This is a genomic window from Erythrobacter sp. NFXS35, from assembly GCF_040148725.1.
GTDB lineage: Bacteria > Pseudomonadota > Alphaproteobacteria > Sphingomonadales > Sphingomonadaceae > Erythrobacter.
The window spans coordinates 716,149-734,911 of record NZ_JAGDEB010000001.1; the positions used below are offsets into that span (position 1 = coordinate 716,149).

The window sequence follows — 18,763 nt, forward strand, 5'->3', positions numbered from 1 at the left end:
TGTGTTTGCAACCTGCCTCTTGTCACGACAGGGCGCTGACTGAAAGGGGGCAATTGCGGACTAATCGCGTTTCACTGCCCGTTTTGCAGCCTTAGCTACGGATCAGGACGACTGACGGATTACCAGTTGCGGGGGCAGGACGAGGCTTTCGGTCTCTTCGCCCGCCAGTCGCCGCAGCAGCAATTGCACCATTCCGCGTGCGCCCGCCGCGATATCCTGCCTGACGGTGGTCAGCGGCGGCACAGTCTGGCTGGCGATCGGCAGATCGTCGAACCCCACCAGCCGCACCGCCTCCGGCACAGCGATCCCGCGTTCGCGCAGGGCGGTGAGGCATAACGCTGCCAGCGTATCGGTTGCGGCAAATATCCCGTCGATCCGACCATCTGCTGCGGCAAGGTGGCGGGCGATCTCGTCACTGGCGCGATCGGGGGAAAGATGGGTGGGCAAGGCGACGATGTCCGCGCCCATTCGCTGGGCCACATCCTCGGCCCCGGCAAAGCGGGCGGCGAATTCAATCGGTGTGGTGTCCCCGACGAATGCGATGCGGCGCGCGCCGGCAGCGATCAGCCGCTCCGCTGCCATCCTGCCGCCGAGCCGGCTGTCGGTTCCGACAACGCAATGCCGCTGGCCCTGTTGGTGATTCCCCCAGACCACCATCGGCAGATAGCCGTCGGCCACGTCCTCGATCCGCGCGAACTGATCGGACTGGCCGATCACGATCACCCCGTCGATCATCCCCGACCCGATGAAGCGGTCCAGCCAATCGGCATCATCTTCGGGCACCACGCGGCGCAGCATCAGGTCATAACCCTCCAGCGTCAGCTCATCGGCAAGATGGCCGAGCAAGGTCATGAAAAAGGTATCGGAAATCTGCTGCCGGACATCATGGCCAAGCGGGATGGCGACCCCGATCACGCCGGTCTTCTGGCGGCGCAATCCGCTCGCCATCTGATTGGGTCGGAACCCGTGTTCGCGGGCAATCGCCTCGATCTTTTCGCGGGTCTTGGCGTTGACAAGGCTCTTGCCCGCCAGCGCACGCGACACCGTGCCGGGCGACACGCCGGCTAAACGCGCCAGATCGGTGATGGTCCGCACGGCTGTGCGGGTGGTTCTGTCTTCGCTCATCCCTGTCCCGTCGCCAGTCCCTGCTGCCGGGGCTTGCGATGCCCGGCGTCGACCAGCAGCGTAGCCACCGCGCCCGCCAGCATCAAGACGCCGCCCAGCATCAACACATTGCGCGGGTCACCACCAAGCAGCGGGCGATAGATCAGCGGCATGGTCAGGGTCTGGATCAGCATCGGGATGACGATGAACAGGTTGAAGATGCCCATGTAGATGCCGTTGCGCTGCGGCGGGATGCAATCGGCCAGCATGACATAGGTGTTGCCCATCATCCCGGCCCAGCCGATGCCGATGCCCAGCATCAGCACGAACAGCGCCATCGGCGTGCTTGCTCCCGGTATCATCAGCATGGCCGCGCCCGAGGCGGCAAGGCACGCAGCATGCACATGCCGCGCCCCGAACCGGGCCACGACCGGTATCAGCGCCAAGGCACCGAGAAATGCGATAAAGTTGTACAGCGCCCCCGCTTGCTGTGTGGTCAGCGTCGCTTCGCGAAACGCAGTGCTCGACGGATTGCTTGTGTCATAAATGCTGCGGCCAACGGCAAAGGTGATGTACTGCCAGTACGCGAACATCGCATACCACTGGCAGAGCATGGCCGCCGCCAACTGCTTCATCGGGCGCGGCATTGAGCGGATCGCATCGCCGATTTCGGTGAACGTGGCGCGCGCGGTGAGCGGCTTGTCCTCCAGATCGGCGCACTCGGCAGCGGTAAGCGGCAGTTCCGGCACCCGAAACACCGACCAGACGATGGTGGAGATCGAAAGGATCGCGCCGATGACGAAGGCGATCCGCACAATCACCGGAATACCGTTGGCGTCCAGCACATCGCGCGCAACAAACGCTGTCAGCAGGCTGGGCGCGAGATAGGAAAGGGTCTGGGCAAGCCCGGTAAACGCGCTTTGGGTCAAGAACCCGGTCGAACGCTGATCCGCCGCCAACCGATCGGCGACATAGGCGCGATAAGGCTCCATCGTGATGTTGTTGCCCGCATCGAGGATCCACAGGAGAGAAGCGGCCATCCACAGCGTGCTGGAATAGGGCATGGCGAACAGGCTGAGCGTGCAGATCACCGCGCCGATAAGGAAATAGGGCGTCCTGCGGCCCATCCGCGTATTGGTGCGATCGCTCATGGCGCCGACAATCGGCTGGATGATGAGGCCGGTCATCGGCCCCGCCAGCCACAAAAGCGGCATGGTCGCCTCGTCCGCGCCAAGAAAGCCGTAGATCGGCCCCATGTTGGCCTGTTGCAGACCGAAGCTGAACTGCAAGCCAAAGAAGCCGATATTCATTTCGACGATTCGCAACAGCGAAAGACGCGGTTTTTCCGTCATCTGGGCCTGTCCATCCTCTGTAATGCACGATCATGCCGCCGCGCTGTGTCTTTGAAGTGACACGATTTCACACGATTTGCAAACGATTGCAGTTTTCCTGTTGCAAACGTTTGCAGAGGCGCTAGGCCTTATGGGGTCGTCGCCAGAGAAGCGCGAAATCGAGAGGAGAACAGTCATGAGATTGCGTACTGCGCTTTGCGCAAGTGTGGCCCTTTGCGGCATGATGAGCCCGGCTCTGGCGCAGGATAGTGCCGCCGAGGCCGCCCAGGCCGAAAACAACGAAATCATCGTTACCGCCGTTGCGCGGGGCCAGAACCGGGTGGAAAGCTCGGTCTCGGTCAGCACCATAGGCGCCGATACGATCGCCAATCTGGCCGCCCCCTCTTCCGCCGATCTGATCCGCCAGATCCCCGGCATTCGGTCCGAAGCTTCGGGCGGTGAAGGCAACGCCAACATCGCGGTGCGCGGGATCCCGGTATCGACCGGCGGCGCGCGTTACATCCAACTGCAGGAAGACGGCCTGCCGATCCTCGAATTCGGCGATATTGTGTTCGGCAATGCCGACAACTTCCTGCGCGTCGACCGCTCGGTTGCCCGTGTCGAAGCGGTGCGCGGCGGCTCGGCCTCGACCTTTGCCTCAAACGCGCCGGGTGCGGTGATCAACTTCATCTCGAAGACCGGCGCAGTCGAAGGTGGCGCGATCCAGGGCAGCGTGGGGCTCGACTTCGAAAGTTACCGGCTCGACTTCGATTACGGCGCGCCACTGGCTGAAGATCTCTACTTCCACGTCGGCGGCTTCTATCGCACCGGCGAAGGCCCGCGTGACATCGGTTACAACGGCTACGACGGCGGCCAGATCAAGGCCAACATAACCAAGGAATTCGACGGCGGCTATGTCCGGTTTCTGGCGAAATATCTCGACGATCGCACGCCAACGATCCTGCCGCAGCCGGTGTCTGTTGGCGGCACCAATGGCGATCCGGATTATCGGGCGATCCCCGGCTTCGACCCGCGCACCGATTCGCTCTACAGCCCTTTCCTGACCCCGGCGGTGACGCTGGACGGCAGCAACAACCCTACCAGCTTCGATTTCCGCGACGGTCTTTCGGTGCAGAGCATCGCCTTCGGGATCGAAAGCGAGATCGACGTGGGCGGCGGGTGGACGCTGACCAACCGGTTCCGATTCTCGGACAATTCGGGCAGCTTCCAGTCGCCCTTCCCTGCCGGCGCGGGCGCGGCGCAGGATATCGCCAACGGCATCGGCGGCGCGGGTTCCACGATCGAATTCGCCACTGGCCCGAATTCAGGCGGCCTCGCCAACGCGGCCAATATCGGCGGCAACGGCCTGCTCGCAAATGTCGTGGTGTTCAATGTCAGGCTCAACAGCCTCGACAATGTCACCAATGACTTCCGTGTGAACAAGGAATTCGATTTCGGCGGCGGTACGGCCAACTTCACCACCGGCTTCTACATGTCGCGGCAGGATATCAACACCGACTGGCTGTGGACCTCGCATGTCCAGACCGTGGAAGGCGACGGAAATGCCGTGCTGGTCGATATCCGCGATGCGGGCGGCGAACTGGTCACGCAGAACGGCACGGTCGGCTTCGGGGCAAGCTTCTTCGGCAATTGCTGCCGCCGTAATTACGATGTGGCCTACAGCACCTATGCCCCCTTCGCGTCGCTTTCCGTCGAACTGAACCGGCTGACGATCGATGCCAGCATCCGTTATGATTACGGCGATGCCAGCGGCACGATCACAGGCGCGGACAGCGGGTTCGGGATCGGCCTGACAAGTTTTGATTTCGACAACGATGGCGACATCAGCCCGGCCGAGGCGCAGACCAGCGTGCTGCCGCTCGGCAATGCCCGTCCGGTCAATTACGACTTCGATTATTTCAGCTTCTCACTGGGCGCGAATTACCTGCTGACTGATGATTTGGGCGTGTTCGCACGCTACAGTCAGGGCGGCCGTCATACCGCCGACCGCAGCCTGTTCTCTCCGGCCGTGAGCGCAGTTGACGGCAGCCTTCCGGGCGGCGATGCGGGCGTGATCGCGCGGGTCAACCAGTTGGAAGCGGGGCTGAAATACCAGTCTGGCGGGCTCGCGCTCTATGCGACCGGCTTCTATGCCGAAACCGCCGAGACCAACGTCGATATTGCGCCGGTCGTGCTGTTCGATACCGAGTTCGAAGCTTACGGCATCGAACTCGAAGGCGCGTATCGCAGCGGGCCGTTCACCCTGTCGGCCGGGGCGACCTGGACCGATGCGGAGATTGTCGACGCGCTCGATACCAGCGTAATCGGCAACACGCCCCGCCGTCAGGCTGATTTGGTCTATCAAGCGACCGCTCAATACGACACCGACATGTTCACGCTTGGCGCGAACATGGTCGGCACCACCGACAGCTTCACGCAGGATGTGAACCAGCTTGAACTGCCGGCATTCGCTCAGGTCAACGCCTTCCTCGCAGTGCGGCCGATCGACCGGATCGAAATCGGTCTCAACGCGCAGAACCTGTTCAACGCCACCGGCTTCACCGAGGCAGAGGAAGGTTCGATCCCGGCCAACGGCATCGTGCGCGCGCGCTCGATCGCAGGGCGGACGGTGCTTGCCTCGGTCAGGTTCGATTTCTGATCCACCACTTCCTGCGGGCTGGCCGCTCCTCTCCCCCCCTTGCGGCCAGCCCTTTTTTTGGTTTCGAGACCTTGGATTTACTGCTGCCATGACCACCGCTTGGACTGCGGAGCAACTGCACCGGATCGTGCCCGAGGCAGCGGCGCTTGTCCCGCCCGTTACCATCCTGAACCGCTCTCGCCTCGCTATCGGGCGGCTGTACTGGGACATGTGGCCAGTGCAGAACGCGAAGGGCCAACGCACCTCCACAACCGGCGGTGAGTTGTGGATGGCACTGACTGCGCCCGATCGCGGCGATCCGGCGCTGCGGCATTTCGAAGCGAAGATCCACATGCTGGAGCGGCGCGGCAACGTCTGGGTCGATCTTGGCCCGGCCCTGCCCGAGCTTGCCGTTCCCTATGAACGCGAATGGGCCGGATCGGCGTTGCTCGATGCAGGCGTGCTGACCCTGTTCTTCACCGCTGCTGGAACTGCGGCGCGCAGCCACGGCTATCAGCAGGAACTGTGGCAGGCGAGCGCGCGCATCGGCACCGGGGGATTGCCGACGGAGTGGTCGCGCCCTGCCCCCCTGATCGACGGCTACGGCCCCCATTACATGTCCGCCGCCACGCATGAGGGCGCACCGGGGACGATCAAGGCATTCCGCGATCCGGCCTATTTTCGTGACCCTGCCGACGGCGCGGAATACCTCGCCTTCACCGCGTCGCTGGCGCGGTCCGACAGCGCCTTCAACGGCGCTTTCGGCCTGGCGCGCAAGACCTCGTCCGGTTGGCAGCTCACCCCGCCGATCATTCATGCAGAGGGCGTCAACAACGAGTTGGAACGCGCCCATCTGGTGTTTCACGGTGAACATTACTACGCCTTCTGGTCGACGCAGACCGCGACCTTCGCGCCCGGTCTGCGTCATGCGCCGGGAGGGCTCTACGGAATGGTCGCGGACAGTTTGCGCGGGGAATGGCGGCCGCTGAACGGAACGGGGCTGGTGCTGGCAAACCCGGAGGATCGCCCGATGCAGACCTATAGCTGGTTCGTCGATGCCTCTCTGACCGTTTGCAGCTTTGTCGATGTGCTGCCCAATGGGCAATTCGGCGGCGTGCCCGCCTCGCTGCTGCAACTCACGCTCGACGGCGAGCGGACGACGGTGCGGGTTGCGGCATCCGAAAGCGCCGGGTGATGCTTGCTGCAATAGAGGCCGGCGGCACCAAGTTCGTGCTGGCGACCGGGCCATCGCCCGATACCATGACCGCGCGCCACACCATTCCCACCCGCGATCCGGCGACGACCTTGGCCGAGGCGGCACAGTGGCTTGCGGCGCAAGGAACCATCACCGCAATCGGGATCGGCAGCTTCGGGCCGGTGGAGCTCGACCCCGGTTCGGACCGTTGGGGTTTCATCACCAACACCCCCAAGCCGGGCTGGGCCGATTGCGACATCGCCGGGTATTTCCGCACCCGCCTTGGCGTACTGGTCGGCTTCGATACCGACGTCAACGCTGCCGCGCTGGCAGAATATCGCGCCGCGGAGACAGCAGGCTGCCGTAGCCTTGCCTATCTCACCATCGGCACCGGGATCGGCGCCGGACTGGTGCTGAACGGCGTTCCAGTCCATGGCGTCGCGCACCCTGAGATGGGCCATATCTACCCGCGCCGCCATCCGCTCGACCGCGATTTCGCCGGGGTCTGTCCGCATCACGGCGATTGCCTTGAAGGGCTTGCCAGCGGCCCGGCGATCATGGCGCGCTGGGGGGTCTCGCTGTCGCAGCTGCCGCAGGATCATCCGGGCCACGCGATCATCGCCGATTACATTGCGCAGGCCTGCCATGTGCTGTTCGCCGCAGTCGCGGTGGAACGCATCGTCATCGGAGGCGGGGTGGCGAAGACCGCTGAACTGATGGAGTGCATCATGGCGCGCACCGCAGAGCTTGGCGCAGGCTACTTGCCCGGCACCGCCCGCCACCGAATTCATGGCCCGCAGTGTGGCGAGGATGCTGGCATCAGCGGTGCCATGATGCTTGCCCAAACCGCGCGCTGAAAGCCTCGCTCGAAGTTCAGGGTCCGACTTGATCCGCGCCCATGTTCATCCGGAGCCGTCGCCCATCGTCTGGCCCGAGATCACGGTGCGATGAACTGGCACCGCACCATGACCTCGGGTCCGGGCTTCGCTTACCTTGAACCGAAGGCGAACCTCAGGTTGATGCCGAATTCACGCTCGGACGAGATCCCCACGTTGCGATAAAGCGCTGTGGCCGTCTGCGCTGCCGGTGTCCGGTAAGCAGTCGACACCAATGCGTCCGATCGCGTCACATTGACTTCGTCGAGGACATTTTTCGCGTAAGCCATAATTTCCCAACTGCCAGCGGGATGACGCAATCCGGCAAACAGATCGAGGATGCCGAACGCTCCCAGATCGTCATTGGCGACTTGCGGATCTCCCTGCGAGGCACCTGTGAAGCTGTAAAGTCCGCGAGCGAAGCCTTGCAGGCCAGAATTGAAATCATGATTATAGGATGTGCGCACAGAAGCCGAGAACGGGGCCAACGGGCTGGCACGCTGGCTCAACAGACAAGACCCGAGATAATCGGTCCCATAAGCCTCCTGAAGTTGCGCAAGGGTTGGGGGCGCCTGCAGATTATCCGGACGGTTGTCCCCGTCCAGATCGTCACACGGAACCAGAGCGTCGCTGAACTTTGACAGCGAATAGGCGGCATTTAGACCCACATCCCAATCTGGCGTGATGTCGTAGGCTACCTCGACTTCAGCCCCTCTGACGGTGGCGGGAACACCTGCAACGAAATCGAAGGAGCCTACACCCGGCCTGACTACGCCTCTCTGGTTGACGAACTCCTGATAGAAGACCGGCGCTCCGCGCTAGGGCACCGGCCTGATCCGCTCCAGCCCGAGCGTATCGCCATCGCGGAGGCGATGGAGGCGGCCTTGGCTGCCGATGCCTCAGCGCTTATGGAGGCTGCAATCACGTTCCGGCGACAACGCCGACCGTTCGGCGATTGTTCTATAAGATGCAGCGCGGCGGAGTGGTCAGGATCCGCCGGAGCATTGCCTGCAACCGGCCCTAGCTGTCCAAGACGGTCGCCCGGCCACTATGTCGGTTCTTGGCATCAGCCAGCAAGGCGCTTCACCGTTGAAACCGGGTGCAAGATTGCTTCCCTCTTCCCTTGAGGCGAAGATCCGGCCCGTGCCCTTCACAACCGCGAATAAGCAGCAAGCTCTGCCGTCCGGATGCAAACCTTCCGGGCCCTTCCGATGCGCCTTTTTGCTTGTGCGCGACGAGACGAGGCCCCTATTGATACTGATATGAACGAACAGGGGAGGTGCGCTTCGTGATCCATCCGAAGTCAGGATACCGAATGCTTCAAGGCCTTGCGGCGATATCGACGACCGCTCTGGCGCTGGCCGGGGGCCCGCTCGCGGCGCAGGATCGTACGATTGCCTTTACCGGTGCACGCATCCTCACCATGGCGGGCGAGACAATCGACAACGCTACGCTGGTGATCAGGGACGGCCGGATCGTCGCGGTCGGCAGCAATGTCACCATTCCGGCCGATGCGGAGCGCCGGACGATGGAAGGGAGCGTCATCATGCCTGGCATCGTCGACACCCATTCGCATATCGGTCAGGTCGCTGGCGCCGACAGCTCCAGCCCGATCCAGCCGGAAATCCGGGCACTGGATTCGATCGATCCGCTCTCCTCCAATATCGCCAAGGCGCGCGCCGGCGGTGTCACCACCGCCAATGTCATGCCCGGTTCCGGCCATCTTATGAGCGGTCAGACCTATTACATGAAGCTGCGCGATGGAAAGACGGTCGAGGATATCGCCTTCGAATGGAAGGACGGTAGCGCGCTGGGCGGCATGAAGATGGCCAATGGCACCAACCCGATGGGCGGCAACGGCTTCCCAGGCACGCGCGCGAAATCGGCTTCGCTGGTGCGTGAGAACTTCGTTGCGGCCAAGGCCTATTGCGACGGCGACCGCAAGAAGCGCGATCTGGCCAAGGATGCGCTGTGTGAGGTGCTATCGGGCGATCGGCTGGTCCATTTCCACACCCACCGCGCCGATGACATCATGACGGTGCTCCGGTTGAAGCGCGAATTCGGCTTCGACGTGCTGATCCAGCACGGCAGCGAGACATGGAAGGTGGCCGACGAACTCGCCAGGGCGGGCATTCCGGTTTCGAACATCACGCTCGATTCGCCAGGCGGCAAGCTGGAGGCGACGGGCATGAAAATGGACAATGCCGGGATCCTCGAACGGGCAGGCGTCCTTGTGTCGATCCATTCGGACGATCCGATCGTGGATTCGCGCATGATGTTGCGCGAGGCGGCGCTCGCGGTGCGCGGCGGGATGAGCCGCGAAGGCGCGCTGAAGGCACTAACCATCAACGGGGCAAAGCAGATGCGTCTCGATGCCCGCGTCGGCTCGCTTGAGCCGGGCAAGGATGCCGATTTCATCATTCTCGATGGTGATCCGCTGTCGGCCTATAGCCATGTGATGGAAACATGGGTCGAAGGCGAAAAGCTGTTCGATCGCAGCCGACCCGAAGATTTGCTGATGGCAACCGGCGGCTATGGCGCAGGCAGCCCGATGGAAGCCTCGCACCACCACTGGGAAATCGCCGAAGCGGAGGCCGGACAATGAAGCGCATGACGAATTATCTCGCCGCCGCGAGCGCGCTGGTGCTGGCCGCCGGCGCACAGGCGCAGGACATCGCCATCAAGGGCGAACAGGTGCACACCATGGCCGGTCCTGTGATCGAAAACGGCGTGGTGGTGATCGACGACGGCAAGATCGTTGCGGTCGGTCCGGCTGCGAGCACGGCGATTCCGGCAGGGTTCGAAGTGCTGGAAGCCAAGGTGGTTACCCCCGGACTGGTCGATGCGCGCAGCGTCGTGGGCCTCGCCGGTTATCTCAACCAACCGCACGATCAGGACCAGCTCGATGAAAGCGCCCCGGTCCAGCCGCATTTGCGCGCCATCGATGCCTACAATCCGCAGGAGCCGCTAGTGGAATGGCTCCGCGGCTTCGGCGTCACCACAGTCCACACCGGCCACGGACCGGGCGCGCTGGTTTCCGGACAAACAATGATCGCCAAGACCATCGGAAACACTGCCGATGCGGCGGCGATCGTCGAGCGGGCGATGGTCGCGGCCAATCTTGGCCCGATGGCGCTGACCGAAAGGGGTAAGTCCCCCGGCACGCGCGCCAAGCAAATGGCAATGCTGCGGCAGGCGCTGATCAGCGCCAAGCAGGGTGATGCAGCCAAACCAGCCGGTGGCAGGTCAAATGACGACAAGTCCAACGCTGACAAGCCCCCGACCCTTGAAACGCAGGTGATGCGCGACGTACTGGCGGGCAAACTTCCGCTGCTGGTTACCGCGAACCGTGCGCAGGACATCATGAGCGCGCTGCGGCTGAAGCAGGAGTTCGGCATCGATCTCGTGCTCGATGGCGCGTCCGAGGCCTATCTGCTGACCGACGAGATCAAGGCCGCAGGGGTGAAGGTGATTCTCCACCCGCCGATGACCCGGCAGTATGGCGAGTTCGAAAATGCCAGCTTTACCACCGGCGAGGCCATGCGTGCAGCGGGCATCCCGTTCGCCTACCAGTCCAGCTACGAAGGCTACGTTCCCAAGACCCGTGTGGTATTGTTCGAAGCGGCCATTGCTGCCGCGAACGGGCTTTCCTGGAACGACGCGCTCGCCAGCGTGACGATCGACGCTGCACGCATCATCGGTGTGGGGGACCGGGTCGGCTCGCTTGAAATCGGCAAGGACGGGGACGTAGCCCTGTTTGACGGCGATCCGTTCGAATATACCTCCCACGCGGTCGGAGTAGTGATCGACGGGAAGGTTGTGAGCACCGCGTCCCAGTAATCCGCCGTATTGGGTCAAGGTGGCTGTTCCGGAAGGGAACGTTGGATCGGTCCCGACTGGCAGCCTTGTCCTTTTGATAGCGGAGACCTGCCCTCGCGCAATCGGCCCAGGTTCTGCCGGTGTCCAGTGACAGGAGACATCGCAAGCCCGCTGCCTGCGGTTGCGCACCCCCGCGGGGCCCCGCGATGCCGAAAAGCCTGTCAGGACAAAGCGTCCCGTTACCCAGAAGCAGGTCTGGGAGATCCTCTTTTTCCTTGATCGTCAAGAACGATCTCGGGATCGGGGGCCGTTCGGTTCGCCATTAGCTGAAGCGCGGGCGAGCCTTGCTGCATGGCTTGAGCACCGCAGCCCACACCGAGCTTCCGGAAGATACTCAGGCCGCGCCCGGATCGCGCGGCCCGGTAGTTGCTTCGCCTTATTTCGGCGCCGCAGCCTTGAGGTGTCGGTCGAACCATTCGATCACCCGGCTAAGCGAGTCGATCTGGTTCTCACGCTTGGCAAAGCCGTGGCCTTCGTCGGCATAGAACACCGTCTCGTTCGGTGTCCCGATCTCGGCAAGGATGGCCGCGACCTCTTCTGCCTGTCCACGCGGCACGCGGATGTCGCGGTCTCCCTGGAGCGAGAGCAGCGGAGCCTTGATGTCCCGGATATAAGTGATCGGCGAGTTCGATTCGTAGACCTTGCGGTCATCGACCGGATCGCCGAGCAGCGAGATCAGATATTGCTGCAACAGAGCGTCCGAGGTCTCGTACATGCTGAACCAGTTGATGATCCCGAACAGTTGCGCACCAGCGGCGAATTCCTCTGGCGTCTTGGCGAGCGCGATCAGGGTCATGTAGCCGCCATAGGAGCCGCCGGTGATGCCGACCTTGGCCGGATCGACATAGCCGCTTTCGACGAGGAACTGCTTGCCGGCGATCACATCGCGCAGGTCCCCGCCGCCAAGGTCCTGATAATTGGCGTTCTGAAACGGCTGACCGTAGCCGGTCGAGCCGCGGACATTGGGCTGCATAACGATATAGCCGCGGCTGGCGAGCGCGGTGGCGGTGCGATTGAAACCATCACGGCTTTGGCCGGTCGGACCGCCGTGGGGCAGGAGGACGGCAGGGTTCGTCCCGTCGCGCGCGAGGTTGAAGGGCATGGTGACGATCGCGCTGACCAGTGTCCCGTCGAAGCTCTTGTAGGTGACGATTCGGGACTTGGGCAGGTTCTCGGATTTCAGGCTTGCGAGGCCCATCGCGGTGAGGGTATCGGCCTTGCCCGAAGCGAGTTCGACCACCTGAAGGTCGCTTGGCGTGTCGGCCCCGGAATGGACCACAAGGATGCGCGAGCCATCGGGCGAGAAGGGCGAAGTCGATCCGGCGAAGTAATTGACCCCGGCCGGCAGCGGCACCGGCGTTTCGGCCAGCGTGGTCAAATCGACCAACGCGGCCGAGGTGCGTCCATCCTCGTTGCGGGTGACTGTCATGGTCTTGCCGTCAGGGCTGAAGGAGCCGGCCGATTGCTCCCACGGGGTCGGCGCGAGCCAGCGCCAGACCTTGGCCCGGGTGTCGTAAATTCCGGCGCGCAGCTGGCCGGTTCCCTCGTTGGTGCTCACCGCGATCAGCCGCCCGTCAGCGGTCGCGTCGGCTGCTTCGTAAAGCGTCGCCTCTTTGCCCAGCAGCAAGGTTTTCGTGCCGCTCGGCACCTCGACCCGCCATACTTCGGCGACCGTCGAATTGGCGTTGGAGCGCGACGCGATCAGCGCTTTGCCTCCTTCCACCCAGGCGATAGGGGCCCAACGGTAGACCGGGTCAGGCTCAGTCACCAGCGGGGTGGTTTTGCCGGTGGCAAGATTGATCAGCGCAAGGTTGACCTGCCCATCGCTGCGCAGCTTGGTCGAGATAGCGCCGGTGGTGCCGCCGGGGGCGATCACCAGCGAAACCTCGCGCAGTTCTGGCGTATTGGTGAGGTTGCGTACCGCACCGCCGTTGGTGGGAACGGAATAGATGTCGAACTGCTCGTCGCCGCCCACGTCCTGCGTATAGTACAGCAACCGTCCGTCATGCGAGGGGACCAGCCCCCCTTGGCGTTCCTCGGAGCGGGTGAGTTGTACCGGCCAGCCACCAGTCGAAGGGATTTTCCAGATATTGTTGCGGCCCGTCAGGTTGGTGACGAGGAATATCTCGCTGCCGTCCTGGCTCCAGGCGTTCGAGCCGAGCGTGCGCGAATAGGACAAGTCTTCGACCGGGACTGGCACGGCATCGGGATTAACCGGGCTTTCAAGCACAGCCGGATCGCTGACCGCGCGCGCCGGGCTTTCTACCTGTGCAAAGGCCGGCGCCGAGAAGAATAGTGCAAGCGCCGAAGCACCGGCGAGGCGGCTGGCGGACAGGCCCGGAAGGGCCGCAAAAAAGGTCTGGTTCATGTTATGTCTGCTCTCCCCTGAGAATCATTCGAAAAGCCTAGCAGATCGCGCCAAGCTGTCATCGCCGATCTGCGTCCGGGGTCGCTGCCTTCGGCAGCTTGCGAGCATCAGCCTTCCTCGTCACGCATCAATGCCCCGAACCGTCGTGGACACATACCGAAACACCAAAACAATGTAGAACATTTTCGAGAACGAAACGGCCAGAAATCAAGGGAACCCTCAGTTTTTAAACGTTTGCTGAAGGATGCCTGGCGGAGAGGGTGGGATTCGAACCCACGTTACCGTTGCCGGTAAACCGCATTTCGAGTGCGGCGCATTCGACCACTCTGCCACCTCTCCGCGAGGCCCGCCGTGCGTTTCGATAGCCGCGTGGTCGGGCGGCTGACGACAGGAAGCGCGCCCGTTAGCCCAAGCCCTGCGCCTTGCCAAGTCCTGACTCGCCACAAAATGCGGGCATATCTCGCACCTGCACCAAAGCCGCGCTTGTTTTGCGCGTTCAAGGCTCCATATTGCCTCGAATGGAACGCGCAGAGTTCTTTTCCAGCCAAGCCGGACGCACCATCACCGCGCCGCGCCAGACCCGCTCCCGCTTCGGTATCGGCGATGTCGTGCGGCACCGCCTGTTCGAATTCCGCGGCGTCGTGTTCGATATCGACCCGGTCTTTGCCAACAGCGAGGAATGGTATCAATCCATCCCCGAGGACATCCGCCCACCGCGCGATCAGCCGTTCTACCACCTGCTCGCCGAAAACGAGGATTCATCCTACGTCGCCTATGTCAGCCAGGGCAACTTGCTGGCCGATCCTGACGGCGGGCCGATCGATCACCCCACCGTGCGCCAGTTGTTCGAAAGCTTCAAGGACGGGCGTTACCGGATGCGGCGTGCGCTGACGCATTGATGTTAGTGGCAGGCACTCCGGCCTGCCGTTCCTCGCAAAGGCTCGGGCGGGCAGTCGCCCTTGCGGCCCTGCGGGCCGGTAATGAGCGCGCCGCACATCTCAGCTCTTCAGCTTCCAGCCCGACCGCAGCAGCGCATAGACGGCCGCCGCCAGAATCACATTGAGCAACAGCAGCCCTCCCCCCGCTGCGACCACCGCAGCCGCATTGCCGATGTCGCTTTCACCCAGAAAGCCATAGCGGAAGCCCGAAATCACATAGAAGAACGGATTGGCGCGGCTGACCCACTGGAATGCCGGATCGAGGTTATCGATCACGTAAAAGGTGCCGGATAACAGCGACAGCGGGGCGATGATGAAATTGGTGATCGCGGCATTGTGATCAAACTTTTCGGCCCAGACCGAGGTCGCAAGGCCCAGCAAGGCCAACATCAGCGCCCCCATCAGGCCGAACAACAGCACTGCCCAAACATGCGCCACCGCCAGCGAGACACTGGGCCACAGCGCCATCGCCAGCGCCACGGTGCAGCCCACCGCGATCGCGCGGGTCATCGCGGCGGCGAGAATCCCGCTCATCAATTCGCCGGGGGACAGGGGCGGCATCAGCAGATCGATGATCGTCCCCTGCATCTTGCCTGACAGCAGCGAGAAGCTGGAATTGGCAAAAGCGTTCTGCATCATCCCCATCACGATCAGCCCCGGCGCAACGAAGCTGGCGAACGGCACGCCCAGCACTTCGCGCCCGCCGCGCCCCAGTGCCACGGTGAAGATCACCAGAAACAGCAGCGTGGTGAAGGCCGGTGCCCAGATCGTCTGCGTCTGCACCTTGAGAAACCGCCGCACCTCCTTCATATAGAGGGCAAGCAGGCCCACGCGGTTGATCCCGGTTATCACCGGAACGCCGCGCGGGCTAAAACGGGCGCTCCCGCCGGTCTTGTCACGGGCAAGGTTTTCCGTCACGGGAGCGGGATTATCATCAGGGTTCGCTGGAGCAGTGTCGGCCATAGGGCTTGCGCCTAGGCTGCAGCGGCTTCCGTGACAAGCATGGGCCGATATCAGAGCCACGGCGCACGCGCCGGACACAGGAACAGGTAAAGTATATGAGCTGGACGGACGAGCGCATCGGGACGCTCAGGAAAATGTGGGAAGGCGGCTCCACCGCCAGCGAGATCGCCACTGAACTCGGCGGGGTCAGCCGCAATGCTGTTATCGGCAAGGCGCACCGGCTCGGGCTGAAGGCGCGCCCTTCCCCGGTGAAGGCCAATGACAAGAAAAAGCCCGCTGCGCCGAAGAAGCCGGTCGCTCCTGCGCCCAAGCCCGCGCCGGAGCCCCGCGCCGATGCAGCCGAACGCGCGCCCTCTACGGCAGCCGAGCGCGCTCCCGCTCGCCCGGCCCCGGCGCCTGTGCGTAACGATGCCGATGGCAGCGGCGCCGGCGCGTCGCCTTCGCAGCCTATGCCCAATCCCGCATCCGATCTTCCGAAGATCGTTTCGGTCGGCCCCGGCGGCTTCCTGCGGCAAGGTCCGGGCGATCAGCAGGCGCCGATCCCGCCCGCCCCGCCGCGCCGCCTCGTGCCAGCCAAACCGAGCGCCGAGATCGCGGACAAGACCACCCTGCTCGATCTGTCGGACAAGGTCTGCCGCTGGCCGATGGGTCATCCGGGCGAACCCGATTTCCACTTCTGCGGCGTGCAGGTTAACCCGGGCTTCCCATACTGCGTCGAACATTGCGGCCGCGCCTATCAGGCGCAATTGCCGCGCGGCGTGCGTCGCCCGCCCCCGCCGCTGCCCTTCGGAGGGCCGCGGGTACGCTGATCCGCCCGCTGACACTGGATCCTGCGTCCCCGATTCGGCCTCCGCTGCGTTCAGCCTGAACGGCGGTGGGCTGAAGTAGGAGACACATGAGACACTGTTCAGAACGCAAAAACCCTTCCCGCGCAAACGGCTGTTGCATTGATCACGCGCCGATCGGTGGGATGCTGACCAGGTCATGGAAGTAACCCTTCCTTGCCTTCGTGCGGGTAGGAAAGCGGCAATTGCACTTCAATCTGCACTTCGCATCGGCCTTGGCTTGGCACGCGGTGGATTGACGGGATTGTCAGGGTTGCAACGCTCATTCGCAGGCCCCTATGCCCGAGATGCCAACACAGGGGGAAATCTCATGCAATTATCCATTCCGCTGGCGCGCGCGCTGACGCTCGGGCTGCTCGCCTGTGCAGCCGCACCGGCGCTCGCCGCCCTGCCGCAGCCGGTGCGCGCCATGATTGATGCAGCCATTGCCACGGGTGACGAAACCAAGGTGCGCACTGTCCTGGAGCTTGCCCGCGCCACCAATCCGTCGGACGCCGCTGAAGTTAATGCGATCGAAGCGGAGTATGACATCATCCTCGCCCGCATTGCCGAAGCCGAGGCTGCTGCCGAGCAAGAGGCGATCCGCACCTCCGGACTGCTGGAAAACTGGTCCGGCAAGGGCGAACTCGGCGCATTCCAGTCGACCGGCAATGCCGATAACGTCGGCATTACCGCCGGGCTGGGACTGGTACGCGAGGGGATAAACTGGCGCCACAAGCTTTCAGGCCGCGCCGATTATCAGGAATCCGAAGGCGTGGTGACACGCGAGCAATATCTCGCCGCCTACGAGCCCAACTACAAGCTGTCAGACCGCCTCTATGCCTATGGCCTTGCGCAATACGAGCGCGACCGGTTCCAGGGATTTTCGGCGCGCTACTCTGCATCCGGCGGTCTGGGCTATGATGTGCTGACCGGAGAGTCGATGACGCTGTCGGTCAAGGCCGGCCCGGCCTGGCGGCGCACCGAGCTGGTCGGCGGCGCCAGTAGCAGCAGCTTTGCAGGGCTCGCGGCTGCCGATTTCGACTGGAAGCTGGCCGAGACCATCTCGCTGACGCAGGATGCCAGCGCGCTGGTGCAATCGGGCAGCAGCACTTTCATTTCCGATACCGGACTGGTGGCGAAGCTATCGGGCAAGGTGTCGGTGCGGTTGTCCTACACACTCGAACACGACACCGCCCCGCCGCAGGGCGCAGTGAAGACCGATACCCTGAGCCGGGTAACGCTGATCTACGATTTCTGAGCATACCACCTGACATAATGCGTGCGCAGGCAGAGCCGGTGTCGACATCGGGCTGGATTGCCTGCGTCCCGCATTGCAGCGCAGCCAGAGTCCGCTTGTCACAAATAGCGGGCCTCGACCCGCCAGTTTAGGGTTGGGCAATGAATTTGCGCTAGGAACTTCCGAGTTTTGGGAGACCCCGGTCAAATGGTTGAGATGTCGGATATGGTTGCGGGAGGCTACTATGCCTCGACAGCTTTATTCGGCATCGGCGGCGCAGGCTTTGCGTTGGCGACGCGTGATCGGCTGTATGCCTATTTTGCGCTGCATGCGCTGGCGGTGGGCGCGCTTGCGCTGACATTTCCGCCGGTCTCGCCTGTCGCCGATGCGGTCGAACCGTGGCATATCGCCTGCCGCATCGCTGCCGAAGGCCTGGTGGTTGCCACGATCGGGCTGGGAATTGCACATTTGCTCGCCCCGCGCCTCTCGGGCCTTTTGGGGCAAGCAATCAAGTGCATTTTCCCGATCGGCCTGATGGCCTCGGCGAGCTCGCTCTGGTTCCTGTTCAATATTGATGCAACCTTCATCTACGCTCTGGTCATGCTGGCGGTTATCCTGACGATCGCGGCCGCCCTGGCTTTCGGCATTGCGCGCAGGCACCGCGCGGCGATCTGGATTGCGGTGGCCCTCGCCCCATTGCTGGGCGTTGGCGCGATTGCGGCGGTGATGGACGGTTTTGAACTGGGATCGATGCAGAACTATGCCGAAGGCATGCTGCTCGGTTTCGCGTTCGAACTGGTCTGCATTTCAGGGCTGCTGGCCGTGCGTTTTCGCACCACCTTGCGCGAACGGGACGCCGCCATGGCCGAGGCGGTCGCAGCGCGCAATGCGAGCGAGATCGATGCGCTGACCGGGATCGCCAATCGCCGCGTGTTCGAGCATGATCTGCGCAACACCCCCCATGAAAGCTACACCGCGTTGGCGATTGTCGATTGCGATCACTTCAAGCGGATCAATGACCAGTTCGGCCATGCGACCGGCGATGTCGTGCTGCAATCGATCGCGCGCAGCCTCGATTGCGTTCCGGGAAAAGCGATGCGGATCGGCGGGGAGGAGTTCGCCGTCTTCCTCACCGCGCCCGATTGGCACCGCGAACTTGAGTTATTGCGTGAGGCAATCGCGCACCAGACCCGCCATGCGCTGACCGGATTGGAGATCGTGCAGAATGTCACGGTCAGCATCGGAGCGGTGGAACTGTCGCAGGGCCGCCCGACCGAGCAGGCGCTGATGTTGGCTGACGAGGCCCTGTACCGTGCCAAACGTCTGGGGCGCAATCGACTGGAGATTCAACTGTCTTTCCAGGCCGAAGCGCCGACCAATCCACAAATCGCTTGCGCTGCCTAGGCTT

General features: G+C 63.2%; 13 protein-coding genes, 1 tRNA gene and 1 pseudogene. 9 read left to right on the forward strand and 6 right to left on the reverse strand.

Annotated elements, in window-relative coordinates:
- Window positions 1-102 precede the first annotated feature (102 nt).
- On the reverse strand, window positions 103-1,125 hold the full coding sequence (locus J3454_RS03505; protein WP_349512364.1) for a LacI family DNA-binding transcriptional regulator: 1,023 nt from the start codon (window positions 1,123-1,125) through the stop codon (window positions 103-105).
- The gene (locus J3454_RS03510; protein ID WP_349512365.1) at window positions 1,122-2,456 is read right to left on the reverse strand and encodes an MFS transporter; all 1,335 of its coding nucleotides are present in this window, start codon (window positions 2,454-2,456) and stop codon (window positions 1,122-1,124) included. The genes J3454_RS03505 and J3454_RS03510 overlap by 4 nt, the downstream gene beginning before the upstream one ends.
- A 175-nt stretch (window positions 2,457-2,631) precedes the next feature.
- Here J3454_RS03510 and J3454_RS03515 point away from each other — a divergent pair, with 175 nt between their 5' ends.
- From J3454_RS03515 to J3454_RS03525, 3 genes are all read left to right on the forward strand, one after another.
- Window positions 2,632-5,094 (forward strand): TonB-dependent receptor domain-containing protein, encoded by a 2,463-nt coding sequence (locus tag J3454_RS03515; protein WP_349512366.1) that lies wholly within the window; start codon window positions 2,632-2,634, stop codon window positions 5,092-5,094.
- A gap of 88 nt (window positions 5,095-5,182) precedes the next feature.
- Window positions 5,183-6,268 carry a glycoside hydrolase family 68 protein gene (locus tag J3454_RS03520; protein ID WP_349512367.1) on the forward strand — a complete coding sequence of 362 codons (1,086 nt, stop codon included), beginning with the start codon at window positions 5,183-5,185 and terminating at the stop codon, window positions 6,266-6,268.
- The gene (locus J3454_RS03525) at window positions 6,268-7,125 is read left to right on the forward strand and encodes an ROK family protein (RefSeq protein ID WP_349512368.1); all 858 of its coding nucleotides are present in this window, start codon (window positions 6,268-6,270) and stop codon (window positions 7,123-7,125) included. Before J3454_RS03520 ends, J3454_RS03525 begins: the two co-directional genes overlap by 1 nt.
- 131 nt (window positions 7,126-7,256) lie before the next feature.
- Here the strand turns inward: J3454_RS03525 and J3454_RS03530 are convergent.
- Window positions 7,257-7,895 (reverse strand): annotated as a pseudogene (locus J3454_RS03530) (TonB-dependent receptor domain-containing protein); the annotation flags it as partial.
- A gap of 563 nt (window positions 7,896-8,458) precedes the next feature.
- Here J3454_RS03530 and J3454_RS03535 point away from each other — a divergent pair.
- Complete coding sequence (locus J3454_RS03535) at window positions 8,459-9,748, forward strand: amidohydrolase family protein (RefSeq protein ID WP_349512369.1); 1,290 nt, start codon at window positions 8,459-8,461, stop codon at window positions 9,746-9,748.
- Entirely contained in the window at window positions 9,745-10,983 is a 1,239-nt protein-coding gene (locus J3454_RS03540; protein WP_349512370.1) for an amidohydrolase family protein, read from the forward strand. Before J3454_RS03535 ends, J3454_RS03540 begins: the two co-directional genes overlap by 4 nt.
- 415 nt (window positions 10,984-11,398) lie before the next feature.
- Here J3454_RS03540 and J3454_RS03545 read toward each other — a convergent pair whose 3' ends face one another.
- Together J3454_RS03545 and J3454_RS03550 are read right to left on the reverse strand one after the other, a co-directional pair.
- The gene (locus tag J3454_RS03545) at window positions 11,399-13,390 is read right to left on the reverse strand and encodes a S9 family peptidase (protein ID WP_349512371.1); all 1,992 of its coding nucleotides are present in this window, start codon (window positions 13,388-13,390) and stop codon (window positions 11,399-11,401) included.
- A 249-nt stretch (window positions 13,391-13,639) separates the two neighbouring features.
- Window positions 13,640-13,729 (reverse strand) — tRNA-Ser (locus tag J3454_RS03550).
- Between the two features lie 179 nt (window positions 13,730-13,908).
- Between J3454_RS03550 and hspQ the strand changes: the two genes are divergently transcribed.
- Window positions 13,909-14,289, forward strand: coding sequence for a heat shock protein HspQ (gene hspQ / locus J3454_RS03555; RefSeq protein ID WP_349512372.1), 381 nt, complete (start codon window positions 13,909-13,911; stop codon window positions 14,287-14,289).
- 99 nt (window positions 14,290-14,388) lie between these two features.
- On the opposite strand, the gene J3454_RS03560 is transcribed toward hspQ, so the two are convergent.
- Window positions 14,389-15,291, reverse strand: a complete 903-nt coding sequence (locus tag J3454_RS03560) for an ABC transporter permease (protein WP_349512373.1) — start codon at window positions 15,289-15,291, stop codon at window positions 14,389-14,391.
- Between the two features lie 95 nt (window positions 15,292-15,386).
- Between J3454_RS03560 and J3454_RS03565 the strand changes: the two genes are divergently transcribed.
- The 3 genes from J3454_RS03565 to J3454_RS03575 all read left to right on the forward strand — a co-directional run bounded on the left by J3454_RS03565 (window position 15,387) and on the right by J3454_RS03575 (window position 18,759).
- Window positions 15,387-16,100: a GcrA family cell cycle regulator gene (locus J3454_RS03565; protein WP_349512374.1), complete on the forward strand. Its 714-nt coding sequence runs from the start codon at window positions 15,387-15,389 to the stop codon at window positions 16,098-16,100.
- 346 nt (window positions 16,101-16,446) lie between these two features.
- On the forward strand, window positions 16,447-17,376 hold the full coding sequence (locus J3454_RS03570) for a DUF481 domain-containing protein (protein WP_349512375.1): 930 nt from the start codon (window positions 16,447-16,449) through the stop codon (window positions 17,374-17,376).
- 186 nt (window positions 17,377-17,562) lie between these two features.
- On the forward strand, window positions 17,563-18,759 hold the full coding sequence (locus J3454_RS03575) for a GGDEF domain-containing protein (protein ID WP_349512376.1): 1,197 nt from the start codon (window positions 17,563-17,565) through the stop codon (window positions 18,757-18,759).
- Window positions 18,760-18,763 lie beyond the last annotated feature (4 nt).